15 protein-coding genes are annotated in these 17,227 nt (G+C 72.2%); 10 read left to right on the top strand and 5 right to left on the bottom strand.

The features are described from left to right. Positions 1-118: 118 nt before the first annotated feature. The 5 genes from ACIRL2_RS15340 to ACIRL2_RS15320 all read left to right on the top strand — a co-directional run bounded on the left by ACIRL2_RS15340 (position 119) and on the right by ACIRL2_RS15320 (position 6,135). Entirely contained in the window at positions 119-1,291 is a 1,173-nt protein-coding gene (locus ACIRL2_RS15340) for a Gfo/Idh/MocA family protein (protein ID WP_395859139.1), read from the top strand. After that, positions 1,288-2,460 carry a dihydrodipicolinate synthase family protein gene (locus tag ACIRL2_RS15335; protein WP_395859138.1) on the top strand — a complete coding sequence of 391 codons (1,173 nt, stop codon included), beginning with the start codon at positions 1,288-1,290 and terminating at the stop codon, positions 2,458-2,460. Before ACIRL2_RS15340 ends, ACIRL2_RS15335 begins: the two co-directional genes overlap by 4 nt. A 50-nt stretch (positions 2,461-2,510) precedes the next feature. Further along, entirely contained in the window at positions 2,511-3,389 is an 879-nt protein-coding gene (locus ACIRL2_RS15330) for a sugar phosphate isomerase/epimerase family protein (protein WP_402232792.1), read from the top strand. A 258-nt stretch (positions 3,390-3,647) separates the two neighbouring features. Further along, a complete protein-coding gene (locus tag ACIRL2_RS15325; protein ID WP_402232423.1) occupies positions 3,648-4,787 on the top strand; it encodes a glycerate kinase in 1,140 nt (379 codons plus the stop codon). Between the two features lie 190 nt (positions 4,788-4,977). Next, positions 4,978-6,135: a methyltransferase gene (locus ACIRL2_RS15320; RefSeq protein WP_395859136.1), complete on the top strand. Its 1,158-nt coding sequence runs from the start codon at positions 4,978-4,980 to the stop codon at positions 6,133-6,135. 218 nt (positions 6,136-6,353) lie between these two features. On the opposite strand, the gene ACIRL2_RS15315 is transcribed toward ACIRL2_RS15320, so the two are convergent. Next, positions 6,354-7,037, bottom strand: coding sequence for a MarR family winged helix-turn-helix transcriptional regulator (locus ACIRL2_RS15315; protein WP_402232421.1), 684 nt, complete (start codon positions 7,035-7,037; stop codon positions 6,354-6,356). A 70-nt stretch (positions 7,038-7,107) separates the two neighbouring features. Here ACIRL2_RS15315 and ACIRL2_RS15310 point away from each other — a divergent pair, with 70 nt between their 5' ends. After that, complete coding sequence (locus tag ACIRL2_RS15310) at positions 7,108-8,367, top strand: MFS transporter (RefSeq protein ID WP_395859134.1); 1,260 nt, start codon at positions 7,108-7,110, stop codon at positions 8,365-8,367. Positions 8,368-8,510: 143 nt separating this feature from the next. On the opposite strand, the gene ACIRL2_RS15305 is transcribed toward ACIRL2_RS15310, so the two are convergent. After that, the gene (locus ACIRL2_RS15305) at positions 8,511-9,668 is read right to left on the bottom strand and encodes an amidohydrolase family protein (protein ID WP_402232419.1); all 1,158 of its coding nucleotides are present in this window, start codon (positions 9,666-9,668) and stop codon (positions 8,511-8,513) included. Between the two features lie 54 nt (positions 9,669-9,722). Then, a complete protein-coding gene (locus tag ACIRL2_RS15300; protein WP_402232417.1) occupies positions 9,723-10,421 on the bottom strand; it encodes a tetratricopeptide repeat protein in 699 nt (232 codons plus the stop codon). 247 nt (positions 10,422-10,668) lie between these two features. On the opposite strand from ACIRL2_RS15300, the gene ACIRL2_RS15295 reads away from it, so the two are divergent. Genes ACIRL2_RS15295 through ACIRL2_RS15285 form a run of 3 tightly spaced genes read left to right on the top strand, consistent with a single transcriptional unit; the run spans position 10,669 to position 12,301 of the window. Next, positions 10,669-11,097 carry a hypothetical protein gene (locus ACIRL2_RS15295; protein WP_395859131.1) on the top strand — a complete coding sequence of 143 codons (429 nt, stop codon included), beginning with the start codon at positions 10,669-10,671 and terminating at the stop codon, positions 11,095-11,097. After that, the gene (locus ACIRL2_RS15290; RefSeq protein ID WP_402232415.1) at positions 11,091-11,330 is read left to right on the top strand and encodes a helix-turn-helix transcriptional regulator; all 240 of its coding nucleotides are present in this window, start codon (positions 11,091-11,093) and stop codon (positions 11,328-11,330) included. The genes ACIRL2_RS15295 and ACIRL2_RS15290 overlap by 7 nt, the downstream gene beginning before the upstream one ends. Beyond that, positions 11,327-12,301: an NAD(P)-dependent alcohol dehydrogenase gene (locus ACIRL2_RS15285; protein ID WP_395859129.1), complete on the top strand. Its 975-nt coding sequence runs from the start codon at positions 11,327-11,329 to the stop codon at positions 12,299-12,301. The genes ACIRL2_RS15290 and ACIRL2_RS15285 overlap by 4 nt, the downstream gene beginning before the upstream one ends. A 497-nt stretch (positions 12,302-12,798) precedes the next feature. Here the strand turns inward: ACIRL2_RS15285 and ACIRL2_RS15280 are convergent, their stop codons facing one another. Then, complete coding sequence (locus tag ACIRL2_RS15280; RefSeq protein ID WP_402232413.1) at positions 12,799-13,857, bottom strand: hypothetical protein; 1,059 nt, start codon at positions 13,855-13,857, stop codon at positions 12,799-12,801. Next, positions 13,854-14,759 (bottom strand): NAD(P)-dependent oxidoreductase, encoded by a 906-nt coding sequence (locus ACIRL2_RS15275; protein WP_402232412.1) that lies wholly within the window; start codon positions 14,757-14,759, stop codon positions 13,854-13,856. The genes ACIRL2_RS15280 and ACIRL2_RS15275 overlap by 4 nt, the downstream gene beginning before the upstream one ends. Positions 14,760-15,648: 889 nt before the next feature. On the opposite strand from ACIRL2_RS15275, the gene ACIRL2_RS15270 reads away from it, so the two are divergent. Continuing rightward, complete coding sequence (locus ACIRL2_RS15270) at positions 15,649-17,031, top strand: ice-binding family protein (RefSeq protein WP_402232791.1); 1,383 nt, start codon at positions 15,649-15,651, stop codon at positions 17,029-17,031. The last annotated feature ends 196 nt before the right edge of the window (positions 17,032-17,227 follow it).

Genomic DNA, 17,227 nt, shown 5'->3' with positions numbered 1-17,227 from the left:
CGTCCGACCCGAACCCGACCGCATCCGGCTCGCCGGAACACGGCCCACCCGGCTCCGGTCGTAGCGCCGCTGCTCGTCCCTGTCCGCCCCGCTTCACCCCCGCTTCCGAGAGGCCCCCATGACCACCCACACCCTCGGCGTCGTGATGAACGGCGTCACCGGCCGAATGGGCTACCGCCAGCATCTGGTCCGCTCGATCCTGGCCATCCGCGACCAGGGCGGGGTCGCGCTCGCCGACGGATCCCGGGTCCGGCTCGAACCGGTGCTGGTGGGCCGGGACGCGGAGAAGCTGCGCGCGATCGCCGACCGGCACGGCCTGAGCGGCGCGTGGACGACGAACTTGGATACGGCGTTGGCGGACCCGGCCAACACGATCTACTTCGACGCGCAGGTGACCACGGCGCGCGAGAAGGCGATCCACGCGGCGATCGCGGCGGGCAAGCACGTGTACACCGAGAAGCCGACCGCCGAGACGCTCACCGGCGCACTCGACCTGGCCCGGGCCGCCGACGCCGCCGGGGTCAAGCACGGCGTCGTGCAGGACAAGCTGTTCCTGCCCGGCCTGCTCAAGCTGCGCCGGCTGATCGAGGGCGGCTTCTTCGGCCGAATCCTCTCGGTACGCGGCGAGTTCGGCTACTGGGTGTTCGAGGGCGACTGGCAGCCCGCGCAGCGGCCGAGCTGGAACTACCGTGCCCAGGACGGCGGCGGCATCGTCGTGGACATGTTCTGCCACTGGTCCTATGTGCTGGAGAACCTGTTCGGCCGGGTCGAGGCCGTCACCGCGAAGGCCGTCACACACATACCCACCCGATGGGACGAGCGCGGGCGCGAGTACCCGGCGACCGCCGACGACGCCGCCTACGGCATCTTCGAGCTCGCGGGCGGGATCGTCGCGCAGATCAACTCGTCCTGGGCGGTGCGGGTCAACCGTGACGAACTGGTGGAGTTCCAGGTCGACGGCACCGAGGGCAGCGCGGTCGCGGGGCTGCGTCGTTGCCGGGTCCAGCACCGCTCGGCAACGCCGACTCCGGTGTGGAATCCCGACCTTCCGGTCACCGAGCCGTTCCGCGACCAGTGGCAGGAGGTGCCGGACAACACGGGTGACGGCGGCTTCGACAACGGCTTCAAGGTGCAGTGGGAGGACTTCGTTCGGCACGTGGTCTCGGACGAGCCGTTCGCCTTCGATTTCCTCGCCGGCGCGCGCGGCGTGCAGTTGGCCGAGTGCGGACTGCGCTCCTCGGCCGAGGGCCGCCGGGTGGAACTGCCGGTGCTGGACGGGAAGTCCGCATGACCGCCCGGCTGTTGCTGCCCACCGCCGCCGGCACGCTGGAGCCGTACGAGCCGACCGGGAACTACCTCGGCGCGGCCCCCGGCGGCGCGGCCTTCCGCGACCGCACCGCGTACGCCGCCGCGCACGTCGTGGCCGACCCGCTCGCGGACAACACTCCGGGCCGACCGGCCGTGTTGGACTGGGACGCCACCCTCGCCTTCCGTCACCACCTGTGGTCGCACGGCTTCGCCGTCGCGGACGCGATGGACACCGCACAACGCAACATGGGCCTGGACTGGTCGGCCACCGCCGAACTGATCCGACGCAGCGCGGCCGAGGCCGCCACGGTCGGCGATCCCTACGCCCTGCTCGCGTGCGGCGCGGGTACCGACCACGCCGGGACGCGCCTGAGCATCGATCAGGTCGTCGAGGCCTACACCGAACAGATCGCGACGGTCGAGGAATCGGGCGCCAAGGTCGTGCTGATGGCGAGCCGTCAACTGGCCGCGGCCGCGCGCGGGGCCCAGGACTATCGCCGGGTGTACGACACGCTGCTGCGGCAGGTGCGCCGCCCCGTCGTACTGCACTGGCTCGGTGAGGTGTTCGACCCGGCACTGGCCGGCTACTGGGGATCGGCCGACGTGAACGCGGCGACCGAGGTGTTCCTGGAACTGGTGCGCGAGCACGCGGACCGCGTCGACGGGGTCAAGGTCTCGTTGCTCGACCGCGAGCACGAGATCCGGCTGCGCGCCGAACTGCCGCCGGGCGTACGGCTGTACACCGGCGACGACTTCCACTATCCGGAGCTGATCCGGGGCGACGACCGGCACTTCAGCCATGCCCTGCTCGGCATCTTCGACGCGATCGCCCCGGTCGCGGCCGGCGCGCTGCGCGCACTGGACGCGGGCGACACGGCCGGGTACGACGCGCTCCTCGCGCCGACGGTCCCGCTGTCGCGCCACCTGTTCGCCGCCCCCACGTACCACTACAAGACCGGCATCGTCTTCCTCGCCTGGCTCACCGGGCACCAGAGCGCCTTCACCATGGTCGCCGGTGCCCAATCGGCCCGCTCGCTACCGCACTTGGCCCAGGCCTATCGCCTCGCCGACGCGGCGGGCCTGCTGCCGGACGCCGACGCGGCGGCCGCACGGATGCGGGCGCTGCTCGCGGTGGCGGGGGTGGACGCGTGAGGCCCGGAAGCACCGACGTGAGCACCGACGGAAGCGTCGACGCGAGGGCGCTGGACGTACCGAGCGGAACTCCCGCCGGTACGCCCACTCCCGGCCCCGGCGACCCACGCATCGCGCGGCTGTCGCTGAACCAGTGGACAACGCGCGAGTGGTCGTTGCGCGAGGCCGTGGAGGGTTGTGTACGGGCGGGGTTGCCCGCCATCGGATTGTGGCGGGACAAGGTCGCCGACGCCGGTCTCGCCGAATCGGCGAAGCTCGTCCGCGAGGCCGGATTGCGGGTGTCGTCGCTGTGCCGGGGCGGGTTCCTGACGGCGCGTGAGCCGGTCGCGCGGACCGAGGCGATCGCCGACAACCAACGGGCGATCGAGGAGGCCGCGGCGCTGGAGGCGGCGTGCCTGGTCCTGGTCGTCGGCGGACTGCCCGCCGGCGACCGGGATCTGCCCGGCGCGCGGGAGCGGGTCGCCGAGGCGCTGGCCGAACTCGCCCCGTACGCGGGTGCGCACGGTGTCCGGCTCGCGCTGGAGCCGCTGCACCCGATGTACTGCGCCGACCGCGCGGTGCTCTCCACGCTCGACCAGGCGATCGACCTCGCCGAGCCGCATCCGGTCGGGCAGGTGGGCGTGGTGGTCGACGCGTTCCACGTATGGTGGGACCCCTACCTCCCGGCCGCCATCGCCCGGGCCGGCGAGCGGATCGCCTCGTTCCAGGTCTGCGACTGGGTGTTGCCGCTTCCGGCGGACAACCTGCTCGCGCGAGGCATGATGGGCGACGGCGTGATCGACTTCCGGTCGATGGCAGCCGCGGTCGAGGCGGCCGGTTACGTCGGCGACATCGAGGTGGAGATCTTCAACGCGGACGTCTGGGCCGCGCCCGGCGACGCGGTCGTGGACACACTCAAGCGGCGCTACGTCACGGAGATCCTCGGCTGACGCCGCGCGTCCTCGAACCGACATCCGTGACCGCGGCCGGCCATCCCCCGGCCCGGCCGGCCGCACCCGCCACCGGGCTCGCGGCTCGGCCGTGGTCGTGCCGTCTCGGCCACCCGACCGATCCAGCAACGGTCGGGAGCCGTCGGTAGCGGTCCGGAACAGTCGGGAGCGGTCGGGAACGACCCCGTACGACCCGAACGGCCGGGAAGCCGCCGGCAACGACCCGCAACGATCAGCGACCGAGAAGGTGGAACCGCCATGCGGATCGTCATTGCTCCCGATGCGTTCAAGGGCACCATCGGTGCCGAGGCGGCCGCGGCTGCCTTGGGTGAGGGGTGGTCGCGGGGGCGGCCCGGCGACGACATCGTCGCGTTGCCGTTGGCCGACGGCGGTGAGGGCACGCTCGACGCGATGGCGCGGGCCGTGCCGGGCGCCGTCCGGGTACCGGTGCTCGGGGCGCCCGGCCCGGACGGGCGGCCCGTGGACACCGCCTGGTTGCGTCTGCCGGACGGCACGGGTGTCGTCGAGTTGGCCGCCGTGTCGGGGTTGCCGCTGATGGCCGCTCCCGATGCGATGCGCGCGCACACCGCCGGCCTCGGCACGGTGCTCGCCGCCGCGCTGGGGGCCGGCGTGTCCGCCCTGGTCGTCGCGGTGGGCGGCTCGGCCTCGACCGATGGCGGAACCGGCGTACTGGCCGCCCTCGGAGCCCGCTTCCACGGCTGCGACGGCAAGGAACTCCCGTACGGGGGAGGATCTTTGGCCCGTCTCGCGGCGATCGACTCGACGCGTCTGGCGACGCCCCCACCCGGCGGCGTCCAGATCCTCACCGACGTCACCAATCCACTGCTGGGCCCCACCGGCGCCGCCGCCGTCTTCGGTCCGCAAAAGGGCGCGTCCGCCCGCGAGATCGCCGAACTGGACGCCGGACTCGCCCGCCTGGCAACGCTCCTCGGCGGCACCCCGGCCGCGCCCGGCGCCGGTGCCGCCGGCGGTACCGCGTACGGTTTGGCCACCGCCTGGAACGCCGCCATCGTCCCCGGCGCCCCACGCGTCGCCGAACTCGCGGGGCTGCCCGCCGCACTCGCCGACGCGGATCTGGTCATCACCGGCGAGGGCCGCTTCGACGCCACCTCCACGCACGGGAAGGTGGTCGGCGCGGTCCTCGACCTCGCCCGCCGCGGCACCGGCGTCCCGGTGGCCCTGGTCGCCGGCTCGATCGCCGCACCCCTCCCCACCGGCGTCAGCACATCCGCCGACCTGACCCGGCTCGCCGGGTCGGCGACGGCGGCCCAGACCGACGCCGCGCACTGGCTCCGTCTGGCCGGCGCCACCATGGCCGGCCGCTTCGACGCCGACCGGGCGGCGCGGACCCGCCGGGATCCCCTCGACCAGCCCTGACACTCCGCCGGATCGGGGCACACGTCACAAACGCCGGGCCGGCACGTACCCGCCCGCGCGGAGCCGGGGCCACGGGCAGGGGCGCGAACCTGGTGGTCACCGGCCGCACCCGCTCCGCCACCCCGTGGGCCACCCGGCGCCCACCGGCGCGGGGCCCGGTGGGTCGGGGTCCGGCTAGGCTGAGTGGACAATGAACCGTTTCTCTGCGCCTTCCGGCGAGTTCGAGCTCACCCGTTATCCCGAGGATTCCCGCGATCTGCTGCGCGCGTGGGACGCGGCCGACGAGTACGTGCTTCGGCACCTCGCCGGGATCGACGACGACAAGCCGACGGATCTGTCCGGCAACGTCGTGGTGGTGGGTGACCGCTGGGGAGCGCTGGCCACCGCGCTGGCCGAGTCCCGGCCCGTGCAGATCAGCGACTCGTTCCTCGCCCAGGAGGCCACCCGGGCGAACCTGGCGCGCAACGAGGCGGATCCGGACTGGGTGCGGCTGCTGTCCACCCGGGACGCGCCGCCGGAGCGCGTCGACGTCCTGATCGTCCGGGTCCCGAAGAACCTGGCGCTGCTGGAGGACCAGTTGCACCGGCTCGCGCCGGGCGTGCACGCGGACACGGTCGTGGTCGGCACCGGCATGACCACCGAGATCCACACCTCCACGCTCAAGCTGTTCGAGCGCATCATCGGCCCGACCCGCACGTCGTTGGCGGTACGCAAGGCCCGGCTGATCTTCGCCACCCCCGACCCCTCGCTCCCGCGTACCGCGAGCCCGTGGCCGCGCAGCTACGCGCTGCCCGGCGACGTCGGCGCGGGGTCCGGGATCGTGGTCACCAACCACGCGGGCATCTTCTGCGGCGACCGGCTCGACATCGGTACCCGCTTCCTGCTGCGCAACCTCCCGCGCCGCACCGGACGCGACCGGGTGGTGGACCTGGGATGCGGCAACGGTGTGGTGGGAACGGCGGCGATGCTGGCCAATCCGCGCTCGGACGTGCTGTTCGTCGACGAGTCGCATCAGGCCGTGGCCTCGGCGCGGGCCACCTTCCAGGAGAACCTGGGTTCGGACGCGGGTGCCGAGTTCGTGGTGGGCGACGGCTTGACGGACGTACCGGCCGAGAGTGTCGACCTGGTCCTGAACAACCCGCCGTTCCACACCCATCGGGCCACCACCGAGGCGATCTCGTGGCGGATGTTCGCCGGCTCGCGTACCGCGCTGCGCCCGGGCGGCGAATTGTGGGTGATCGGCAACCGGCACCTCGGCTATCACGTGAAGTTGCGCCGGCTGTTCGGCAACTGCGACATCGTGGCGAGCGACCCGAAGTTCGTGGTGCTGCGGGCGGTCAAGAAGTAGCGGGAGGCGCGTGCGGCGACGGCTGCGGTCACGCGCGCGAGGTTCGTGCGCGTCGACCGGACCGGGTTTCCGCGCGCGGCCGGCCGGTCCGGTGTCGCGCGGGTTCGGTCTCGTGCGGGTTCGGTGTCGCGCGGGTCCGGTGTCGTGCGGGTTCGGGCTGGTCCGGTGCTCCGCGGGCCCGGGCATGTCGGGTGTCCCAGCGCGCCTGCCGGCGTACCTCAGGCGGGGTTCTCCACCCGGAGCAGCATGCGCTTCAGCAGGGCGATCAGTTCGTCCTGATCGATCTCGTCCAACGGCTCGACCATGGCGCGCTCGGCGCCGTCGAGCAGTTTCATCGCGGCCGTCCAGCGGGCGCGGCCGGACTCGGTGAGCTCGACGTCGACCCGGCGGCGGTCCTCGGTGCCGCGGATGCGGCGGATCGAACCGGCCTCCTCGAGCGTGTCCAGCCGGCCGGTGATCCCCGCCGGCGACACCATCAGCTCCGTGGCCAGTTCGGACGGCGTGGCCCGGTACGGCGCGCCGCGCGAGGCCAGTCGGTGCAGCGTGTCGAACTCGAACGCCTGGAGACCGACCTCGGCCAGGGCGCGTCCCTTGACCTGCCCGAGGTGCTTGGTCAGCATCTGGATCCGGGTGACGATGCCCTCGACGCGCTCGTCGAACGGCGCCTTGTGCCGCCACCGCGCGATGTGCCGGTCGACGGAGTCCTCGACCTCGATAGCAGCCGCGACCTCGGGCCGGCCCCGTCCGCACTCGCAGCCGCCGCGTGCCCGTCCGGGTCCGCGGTCCGCGGGTTCGCGGTCCCCGCCGTGTTCGCGGCCTTCGCCGTGTTGCCGGCCCTCGCCGTGCTCCCGACTCTCGCCGTGTTCGCGGCCTTCGCCGTGTTCGCGGCCGTCTCCATGCATGCGGTCAGTATGCTATGCCGACTAGTAATTCGTTGACGAATGATTTGCTGACGAAATACATTCGGCTGCCATGACCCCTGCCACGCGCCGGCTCCTGCTCGGCCGCACCTTCGCCGCCCTGGCGACCGCCCTGATTCCGATCACCCTGACCCTGGCTCTCGTGCACACCGGTTCGAGCACCGACCTGGGCCTGGTCCTGGCCTGCGAACTGCTGCCGATGTTGCTCCTGCTCCCGGTCGCGGGTGTGATCGCCGACCGATTCCCGCCGCAGCGGGTGATTCTCACCGCCGATCTGGTCCGCGCCGGCGCCCAGCTGGCGATCGGCGCCGAGTTGCTCGCCGGCCCGGTACGGATCGCGGATCTGGCGGTGCTGTCCGCGCTCACCGGCGCCGCCGTCGCGTTCGGCACTTCGGCGATCCGCACGCTGGTGGTCGCGGTGGTACCCGAGCCGGAGCGGCTGCGTACGAACGCCCGGCTCGGCGTCGCGCAGGGCCTCGCACAGGTGGCGGCACCCGCTGCCGCCGGCGGCCTGATCCTCGCGGTCGGGGCCGGCTGGTCCTCGCTGCTGACCGGCCTGCTGTTCCTCGGTTCGGCCGCCACGTTCGGCGGCCTGCGCCCGCGGCGCATCGAGCGTTCGGACGAACGGGAGCCGTTCCTGGGCGAGTTGCGCGCGGGTTGGGTGGAGACTCGGCGCCACCCGTGGTTCCTGGCCAACGTCTTCGCGCACGGCGTATGGCACTTGGCGGCCGGCTTCCTGCTCACCCTCGGCCCGATGATCGCGGTCGACCGACTCGGCGGCGACCGCTCCTGGGTGATCATCGCCCAGGTCGGCACCGCCGGCCTCCTGCTCGGCGTGCTGATCTCCACCCGGTTGCCGATCCGCCGCCCACTGGTGGCCACGTCGATCGGCGCCGCCGTGTACGCGCTCCCACTCGCCGCCTTCGGGCTGCGCGCACCGATGGTGGTCGTCACCGCCGCGTACTTCGTCGGCATGTTCGGCCTCGGCGTGCTGAGCCCACTGTGGGAGACCACGATCCAGCGCCGGATCCCGCAGGAGGCACTCGGTCGGGTCGGCTCGTTCGACTCGCTGATCTCCTTCGCCGCCCGCCCGCTGGGCCTGGCCGTCGCCGCTCCCGTCGCGGCGGCGATCGGCAGCGCCACCCCACTGCTGATCGGCGCGGTGCTGGTGGCCGCCACGAACGGGGCGTTGCTGCTGTTGCCGGACGTACGCGCGCTGCCGCCCGCGTCGGAAGCCGCGCCCGCGCCGGGAAGCACGCCCGCGCCGGGGGCCGCGAACCCGGCGAGCGTCGCCGAACCCGGCTCCGCGTGAGCCGGCCCGCGCCAAATGCGCTTGTCCCGGTCCCGGGGTCGCGCCTTGTCCGACGGCGCGACAACGGCCCCGGGGGCGGTGAATCGCCCGGACCGTGCCGCGCCGATGGCGGTGCGGGTGCGGTCGGGTCGGGTCGGGTCGGGTCAGCGGGCCCTGGTTCCGTCGTGCCAGACGCCTCGGATGCGGTGGTCGAGGTCGGTCGGGTCGAGGTCGGTGCCGGCGAGCAGGACCAGGTCGGCGCGTTTGCCGACGGCGATCTCGCCCCGGTCGTCGGCGAGGCCGAGCAGCCGCGCCGCGTCGTGGGTGGCCGCGCGGAAGGCGCCGGCGGGACCGAGACCGCACCGGGACAGGTGCTCGATCTCGCGGAGCACCTCGGCGTACGGGCGGACCGGACTGTCGCTGCCCATGGCGATCGGCACACCCGCGTCGATCGCCAGGCGGACCGCGTGGCGATGGGCCTCGGCCGCGCCGTCGGGAGCGCCCGCGGGGTCGGTCTGCGTACACGACAGGGTCGGCACGAGCCAGGTCCCGTGCTCGGCCATCGCGCCCACGGCCGCCTCGTCCAGATAGGTGCCGTGTTCGATGCTGCCCGCACCCGCGCGCGCCGCCGATTCCGCCGCCCGCGCCCCGTGCGCGTGCACCATGACGCGACGCCCGCCGAGCCGGGCGGCCTCGTCGACCAGGGCGGCCATCTCCTCGGGCGTGAACTGTACGTCGTGCATCCCGCGCCCCAGGGTCATCGATCCGGACGGCGTGGCCTTGATCCAGTCCGCCCCGGCCCGCACCATGCGCCGCACCACGGCCCGTGCCGCATCCGCTCCGTCGAAGACCGGATCGGGCATGGACGGGTCCTCGAAGAAGTCCACCGCACCCACCCGGGGAGCCCAGTGGTCCCCGATCCCGCCGGTGGTACACACCTGCCGCACGCTGATCAGCACGTGCGGTCCCGCGACCCATCCCCGCTCGATCGCCATCCGCAGACCCGCGTCGGCTCCCCACGCGTCGCGTACGGTCGTCACCCCGAGCTGCAACAGGGTCCGCAGCACCGGCACCGCCGACAACGGCCGCACCGACCGGGGCAGTCCGAACGGATCCCGAATGGTCTGCCCCAGACACACGTGCGTATGACAGTCGATGAACCCGGGGACCACCAACTGATCCGCACAGTCGACCACTTCGTCACCGTCCAGGCCGCTCCCGACGGCCACGATCCGCTCGCCCTCGATCACGACGTCGGCCGGGCCGACCTCTCCGGACCGCACATCCAACACTGAACCCGCGCGCAACACCACACGTCCCATCCGCCCATCCTGCCCCTTCGGCAAGGTCGTTGCGGAGGCCGGGGACGAGCGGGTTCAGAGCGGGCGAGGGAGGTCGTCGCCCGCCAGGTCCCTGCGGGCCTCCTCCACCGAGGGCAGGATGCCGTCGGCACCGGTGGCCGCGACGATCGCGGCCGCCTCCTCGACCAGCGCCAGCGCGTCGTCGCGGCGATCCTGGCCGGCCGCGATGTACGCCAGCCCGACCAGGTTCGCCGCGACGCCGGGCAGAAAGCCCAACTCGCGGCGCAGCCGTACCGACTCCTCCAGCCGCACCCGGGCCGTGTCCAGCCGTCCCGCGATGTGCGCGGCGATGCCCAGGTGCCGCAGGGCGTACGACATGGTCAGCCGGTCCTCGACGGCCGTGGCGAGTTCGAGGGATCGTTCGAGCGCGGGCAGCGCGCTCGCGTGGTCGCTCCGGACGACCTGGTGGAACGTGCCGACCCAGAACAGCGCCTCGCCCTCGCCGCGCACGTCGCCGAGCAGGCGGTAGAGCTCCACGGCCCGCTCGAACAGGGCCAGTTCCTCGGGGTCCTCGGCGCCGCGATGGCGCAGGTGGCGCGCGTGCGCCACGCGGCCTCGGGCCAGGGCCAAGTCCGCCTCTACGGCGTCGAGTTCGCGATCGGCGGCGGGCAGTGCGTTCGGGTCACCGCCGAAGACCGATCGTTCGTAGAGGAACCTGGCCCGGTCGATCCGGTCGATCCGGTCGATCCGGTCGATGCGTTCGTCTGCGCTCATCGTCGCTCCAACTGCCCACGTCCCGCGCCCCATCGGACGCCGCGCAGCACCGCGAAACGGCGTGCCCCCGCCCGAATCCGAGCCGCGAGTCTAGTGCGGCGACCAGGTTCGGGCCGGCCTCCGGTGGGATTTGCGCCCGAATCGCGCCGCGCGTCGGGGACCGGAGGCCGATGTAAAGAAAACTAGACATGATGTCATCGCTGCTTTACATTGACGCATGTTCACTTCGCGCGACCGAGGAGCCGCCGTGGCGTTCGAAGAGAAGCGCGCGTGGATCATGGTGTTCGTCACGGTCGGCGCCTACGCGACCTATCTCGCCGTCGTCCTCGGGAGAGCGGGCAACACCCCGCTAGCGGAGGTCTCGTACGCGTCCACTCTGCTGTGGACGATCGGGGCCGCGATCCTGGCGGCGATCGTGCTGCACATCGTGGTCTCGATCGTCACCCCCGAGGGCGCCAACCGGAAGGACCAACGCGACCGGGAGATCGGCCGGTTCGGTGAACACGCAGGCCAATCCCTCGTCGTCGTCGGCGCGGTGGCGGCGCTGGGGATGGCGCTCGCCGAGTGGGACCACTTCTGGATCGCCAACACCATCTACCTGGCGTTCGTGCTTTCCGCGATTCTCGATTCCGGAGCCAGGATCGCCGCCTACCGCTGGGGCCTTCCATCGTGGTGAAGAAGCCGCCGACCAGGGTCACCAACACGATCCGCGCCCTGCGCTTCGCCCACGGCGAGATGACCCAGGCCGAACTGGCCGAGCGTGTGGGCGTCACCCGGCAGACCGTGATCGCCATCGAGCAGGGCCGCTATTCCCCGTCCCTGGAAATGGCGTTCGTGATCGCCCGCGTCTTCGGGGTTCCGCTCGACGAGGTTTTCCAATACCCGGACGATGCAGGGGAGATGCCGTGAAGGCGTTCGTTCAGGACACGTACGGGCCGCTCGATGTACTGCGACTCGACGACATCGACCGACCCGTCGTCGGCGACGACGACGTGCTGGTCCGGGTGCACGCGGCGGGGGTCGATCCCGGCGTCTGGCACCTCATGACGGGCTTGCCGTACCTGCTCCGCCTCACCGGTTTCGGTTTGCGCGCGCCCAAGGTGCGCGTTCGGGGCATGGACGTCGCCGGTCTGGTCGAGGAGGTCGGGCGGAACGTGACCGGATTCCGGCCGGGCGAAGAGGTGTTCGGCACGTGTCAGGGTTCCTTCGCCGAGTACGCGTGCACCCCGCAGACCAAGCTCGCGCCGAAGCCGGTGAACCTCGACCTCACCGCAGCGGCGACCGTACCGACCTCCGCCCTCACCGCGCTCCAGGGGCTCCGCGACAGCGGGCGGGTCCGCTCCGGGCAACGCGTCCTGATCGTCGGCGCGGCCGGCGGCATCGGCACGTACGCGGTGCAACTGGCCAAGGAGTTCGGCGCGCACGTCACCGGCCTGTGCAGCACCGGAAAGCTGGAACTGGTGCGCGCGCTCGGCGCGGACGAGGTGATCGACTACACGCGCGAGGACTTCACGGATGGGACGCACCGGTACGACCTGATCCTCGACATCGCGGGCCATCGCTCACTGAACCGCCTCCGCCGGGCGCTCTCCCGCACGGGCACACTCGTCATCGTCGGCAGCGAAACCAAGGGCCGCTGGTTCGGCGGCGTCGACCGCGTCCTGCGCGCACTCGTGCTGACCCCGTTCATCCGGCATCGGCTGCGCGGCCTGGTCCAGGTCGAAAGTGCCGAGGATCTGCGTACATTGCGGACACTGATCGAGGCGGGCAAGCTCACGCCGGTGATCGACCGAACGTATACCTTCGACGAGATCCCGCAAGCGATCGAGTACATCCACAAGGGCCACGCACGCGGCAAGGTCGCCATCACGATGGTGTGAGCATCGGGCGCGCCATGGCGTGGCGCGCCCCGGGGCTTGTCCGGCGACAGGAACAGGCGCTGTGGAGACGATCCGGCAGCCGACACCGGCGGCGGGCAAGCAGCGAGGTTGTCGACGCTCCGGATTCAACCGGTCGAAGCATGGCCCACGAGCCTGACTACTTCGCCGGACCATCGCGTCACGGATGTGTTGGGCCCGCTCGCAGTCCTGTCCTCCGAGGCGCAGTGGCAGAACGCCCGCACGGCCGCCAAACCCCTCACCGGCCCCGCGTCCGACGTCACGCGGTCCGGGCGACACCCTCGCGGGAGGTTTCAAGGAGGGCACGGTCACCCTGTGGGACACCCGCTCCGGCCGGAGCACCAACGTCCCGACCACCGCCACCGACGCCCCCGTCACCTGCATCGCCACCAGCCCCGACGGCAAAATCCGCGCCGCCACCACGCAGACCCTCGGCATCCGGCGGCTCGAAACGTGGTGATGCGGCGTGCGGACGCTTCCTAGTCGCCGTCCGGCCAGGTGCGTGGAGGGGCCGCCTGGGCCAGGTACGCCTCGGACTCGGTGCGGTCCAGGGTCGCTTCGAGGGTGACGTCGCCGGTGATGCCCGGATAGAACCGGCCGGCTCGCCACGAACGTTCGTACGCCGGTGGGTCCAGTACGAGCACGCGCTCGCCGTCCACGACCGGGATGTCGGCGGGACAACCCTCGTTCCAGATCCACCCGCCGTCGACACCACTGAGGTTGAACACGCCGGTCGTGTGCGGCGCCGGCTCGAACGCGGCGTCCCGGCACACCGCGACCGCCTCGGCGGACGGCGGGTCGCCCGGGATGTGGCCGCCTGCGATGAGGACGTGCGCGATCAGCGTGTGCAGTTGGAAGTTGTCGCCGACGCGGGTGACGCGCAGGCGATATCCCGTCCCGGTGGGCCGATGCAGCACGACCAACGGCTCGTCGTCGAACATCTTGAGCAGGTAGCGCAGGCACTTGAGGTCGGCGTCGCCGAGCGCGATCTCCTCGGCGAGCGCGACCAGCGTCCCATCGGCCTGCACGGCCCGACGTATCGCCTCGCGCGAGAGCATCGCAACAGCCGCCATCTCCCACAGCGGCAACTGCATCCACGCGGACACCGCCGCGAACTTCGCCTCGTCCAGCCCGCCCGTCGCCTCCGCGACCCGGCCGAGCACCTCACCCAGGGCCAGATGGTCCCGCTCGGGCAGGTCGCCGCCGACCGCCTCCTCCCACAGCGCCGGAAAACCCGCGACGTTGCGCAGCGCGTCCCGCACCCCGGCGAGAACCGGCCCCGAACACGCCGCCGGATCCGCGCCGTTCTCCACGCAGGCACCGATCATGACGGCAAGAATCGCCTCCGCTCCCATGGGGGTCCGCGACAGCGCGCCCGCAAGTCGCGGACCCACCTCGGCCGAGTCCTTCGGCTGCGCGTTCTCGAAGGCGTCGCGCAACTGCCCGAAGGCATCGTTCAACAGGGCTTCGTCCTGCTCCCCCAAGGCATGCTCGAGTCGGTCGACCGCCTGATACAAAGCACGTTCACGAGAGATCATCCGCGCAATGTAGCCACCCGCACTGCCACTTCCGCGCGCAAGCCGGAAGCGAACCCGCACCGGCCGGGGTGGAGCACTCGGTCCGGAGCAAGCCGCCGGGTGCTCTCCGGGCCCGGCCGGGCCCGACGGGGAGACCGCGAACAGGGCCGTCCCGTCCGAAGGTGGGCCGGCTTCGGCCGTTGTGGTGCCAGGCGATGGCGTGGAGCAGCACTGATGTCCCCGGTGGTCGAGCCGGTCCAGCACAGAGGCCGTTGTCCGCTCAGTGGCCGAGGTTGACCTGTGTCCTGTGGTGGTCGCCTTTCTCGATCAGGTCGACACACCCGAAGGCGTAGTCCGCGGCGGAGATCGCGCCGCCGTCCTCGGGCTGGACCGCGACGTCGTCGCCGAGCCGATAACGGCGAGTCGTTCAGCATGCGTGCGCCGAATCCGAGCGCCGGGCTCACGAAGACCCGGTCGAGGGTGGCGGGCGTGGCCGGGAGGTCGTCGATGACGAGCGCCGCCCCGGCGCGGATCTCGTCGTGAAGCTCTGCGGGATGTGGCCGAGGTCGGGTGACGAAGCGATCCGCGCCGGGCGCGGGGCGCAGCGACGAGTAGCCGACTACGACGAACAGGGGTATGCCCGCGGCGTCGGCCGGACGCGCGATGGTGCGGTGGACGTCGCGGAAGCCGGCGGCCGGCGGGCCGCGTGGGGCGAGTGCGGCCACGACGACGTCCGCTCCCTCGATGGCCGCCGAGAGCGTTGCTTCGTCGGTGGCGTCGTCCTGGACATGGGTCACGTTCGGGATCGGCGTGTCGGGGAGTGAGCGGCTCGGTGCGGCGACCCGGTGACCGCTGGCGGCGGCCTCCGCGACGATGGCCGAACCGGCATGGCCGGTGCCGCCGATGACGGTGATGCGAGACATGGGATGCCTTAACCCGGGACGGGTGGCGTCGGACGACGCCCCGCGATTACCGGAGGAGAGCAGCTCTCCAACGCGGCGCGGACCGCTCAGCCGCCCGTAGCCCAGGGAACGGTCGCACCGGCGAGACCTGTTCGAACCGGACGTTCGACCGGCGCCCGACAACCTGCGACACAGCGTTTCGTGGCATCCCCCACGACGAGGCCCCCGAACCGGCGTGGACACCCGCACTCGACACCGTGCCGTTCGGGCGCGGCCTCGGACCGGCGCTCCGCGGCTCCGGAATCCGGTCGAAGCCGGCCCGCACGGCGGCCGAGCACACACGCGCCCGTCGATCCGCGTTGCGACACGTCGAGAGCCGCCCGTCGACATGCGCACGGGGCCGTTGTGGGCCGCCGGGACGCGGCGTTCGGGGAATCGCACAAAACCACCCGTTTGACTCCCGGTAAATGTGATCGGCGGATGATCTCATTGCGGACATTGGGCGGTGAATTGTGACGATTTACGCCCTTTGTCCCCGGGTGAGCGCGTCCGTACGTCCTGCGAGACGACGCGTTCGCCCACCCTCGTCGCCCCGAAGCCTTCGGCAGTCCCCCACCCGGAACACGTCTGCCGCCCGGCTGTTCGACGGCGACCGAGTACGCGAAAGGCCCAGTTCATGGCAATCGATGGTGCCCGTTCCACGGGCTTCCGAGAACCGAGGCATTCCCGATCCGCGGCGGTGGCGGCGATCATTCTCGGGATGGTGCTACTGGCTTCGGCTGCTCTCGTGTCGATAGCGCCCGGCGCACGCGCGGCGACCGCCACGGTCAACCTGGGGACCGCGGACAGTTACGCCGTGCTGGGCGGGCAGACCGTCACCAACACCGGCCCCAGTGTCATCAGCGGGAACCTGGGCGTCAGCCCGGGCAGCGCGGTCGTCGGCTTTCCGCCGGGGCTCGTCACCAACGGCACCATCACCACGGCCGCCGCAGCGGCCGGACCACAGGCGGACCTGACCATCGCCTACAACGACGCCGCCGGGCGAGCCCCCACGGCGAGCGTCGCGGGAGACCTTGTCGGCCTGACCCTGGTCTCCGGCGTCTACAACTCCACCGGACCCCTCGGCCTCACCGGAACCGTCACCCTCGACGCGCAGGGGGACCCCAACGCGGTCTTCATCTTCCAGATCGCGTCCACCCTGATCACCGGGTCCGCCAGTACCGTCGCGCTCATCAACGGCGCCCAGGCGTGCAACGTCTTCTGGCAGGTCGGCAGTTCGGCCACGCTCGGGACGAACACCACCTTCAAGGGCACGATCATGGCGTTGACCTCCATCTCGGTCACCACCGGATCGACCATCGAAGGCCGAGCCCTCGCCCGCAATGGCTCGACCACCCTGGACACCAACGTCATCACCAAGCCGTCCTGCATCATCGGCCCGAGCGGGCCGCCCGGACCGAGCGGACCTCCCGGACCCAGCGGCCCGCCCGGACCGTCCGGCTCTCCCGGAGCGCCCGGCTCTCCGGGGGCACCCGGTTCCCCGGGTGCACCTGGTTCTCCCGGCGCGCCCGGCTCCCCCGGCGCACCTGGTTCTCCCGGCGCGCCCGGCTCCCCCGGCGCACCCGGCTCCCCCGGCGCACCCGGCTCCCCCGGCGCACCCGGCTCCCCCGGCGCACCCGGCTCCCCCGGCGCACCCGGCTCCCCGGGTGCGCCTGGCTCCCCCGGTGCGCCTGGCTCCCCCGGTGCGCCTGGCTCCCCGGGTGCGCCTGGCTCTCCCGGTGCACCCGGTTCCCCGGGTCCGGCAGGACCTGCGGGCCCGTCAGGTCCGGCAGGACCGGCAGGCCCCGCCGGCCCGGCAGGACCGGCAGGCCCGTCGGGTCCGGCTGGTCCCGGCACTTCCAGCCCGTCCGCGTCGGGTGGTCCGACCGGCTCCCACCGACCCACCCATGGAGCCGGATCCCATGGACCCGGTCACGGCCCCCAGCGACCCACCCACGCACCCGGATCCGATGCACCCGGTCACGGCGCCCAGCGACCGACCAACGCGGCGGAATCCCAGGCACCCGGTAACGGTGGCCCCGGACACCACCGCGGTGACGCCGCGAACGCGCAGGCCCCGCAGGGCTCGCCCGCACCCGGAAGCCACGCACAGTTGGCGGCCACCGGTTCGAACAACTTCGTCGGCCTGATGGCCGGCATCGGTGCCGCGATGCTGGCCCTGGGCGCCCTCGTCCTGATCCACCAGCGCAAGCGGCGCGCCCAACACACCGAATCGGGAGGCCTTGACGCATAAAAGAGTGATCCGGCGGTGAGGCCCACACCGCCACGGACATCCGCCCCCGCCCGCGTCGTGCAACGACCGCGGACGGGGGCGGATCGCGTCTCGAACCATCCATGCACGACTCACCCGACCCCAGCGGCCACGGACGGCTCACCGAGCGCGCCGAAGCCGACCGCGCTCCCCTGACGTTCGCGAGGCAGAGTGCAAC

Source organism: Embleya sp. NPDC127516, assembly GCF_044765325.1.
In the GTDB taxonomy this organism is placed as follows: Bacteria; Actinomycetota; Actinomycetes; order Streptomycetales; family Streptomycetaceae; genus Embleya.
The sequence above is the reverse complement of the archived record's forward strand: the minus strand, read 5'-3'. Positions and strand labels throughout refer to the sequence as shown.

Excerpts from the sequence above, each read along its gene's own strand:
- ACIRL2_RS15340 (WP_395859139.1), top strand. The coding sequence starts at position 119 with ATGACCACCCACACCCTCGGCGTCGTGATGAACGGCGTCACCGGCCGA.
- ACIRL2_RS15335 (WP_395859138.1), top strand. The coding sequence starts at position 1,288 with ATGACCGCCCGGCTGTTGCTGCCCACCGCCGCCGGCACGCTGGAGCCG.
- ACIRL2_RS15325 (WP_402232423.1), top strand. The coding sequence starts at position 3,648 with ATGCGGATCGTCATTGCTCCCGATGCGTTCAAGGGCACCATCGGTGCC.
- ACIRL2_RS15320 (WP_395859136.1), top strand. The coding sequence starts at position 4,978 with ATGAACCGTTTCTCTGCGCCTTCCGGCGAGTTCGAGCTCACCCGTTAT.
- ACIRL2_RS15315 (WP_402232421.1), bottom strand. The coding sequence starts at position 7,037 with ATGCATGGAGACGGCCGCGAACACGGCGAAGGCCGCGAACACGGCGAG.
- ACIRL2_RS15310 (WP_395859134.1), top strand. The coding sequence starts at position 7,108 with ATGACCCCTGCCACGCGCCGGCTCCTGCTCGGCCGCACCTTCGCCGCC.
- ACIRL2_RS15305 (WP_402232419.1), bottom strand. The coding sequence starts at position 9,668 with ATGGGACGTGTGGTGTTGCGCGCGGGTTCAGTGTTGGATGTGCGGTCC.
- ACIRL2_RS15300 (WP_402232417.1), bottom strand. The coding sequence starts at position 10,421 with ATGAGCGCAGACGAACGCATCGACCGGATCGACCGGATCGACCGGATC.
- ACIRL2_RS15280 (WP_402232413.1), bottom strand. The coding sequence starts at position 13,857 with ATGATCTCTCGTGAACGTGCTTTGTATCAGGCGGTCGACCGACTCGAG.
- ACIRL2_RS15275 (WP_402232412.1), bottom strand. The coding sequence starts at position 14,759 with ATGTCTCGCATCACCGTCATCGGCGGCACCGGCCATGCCGGTTCGGCC.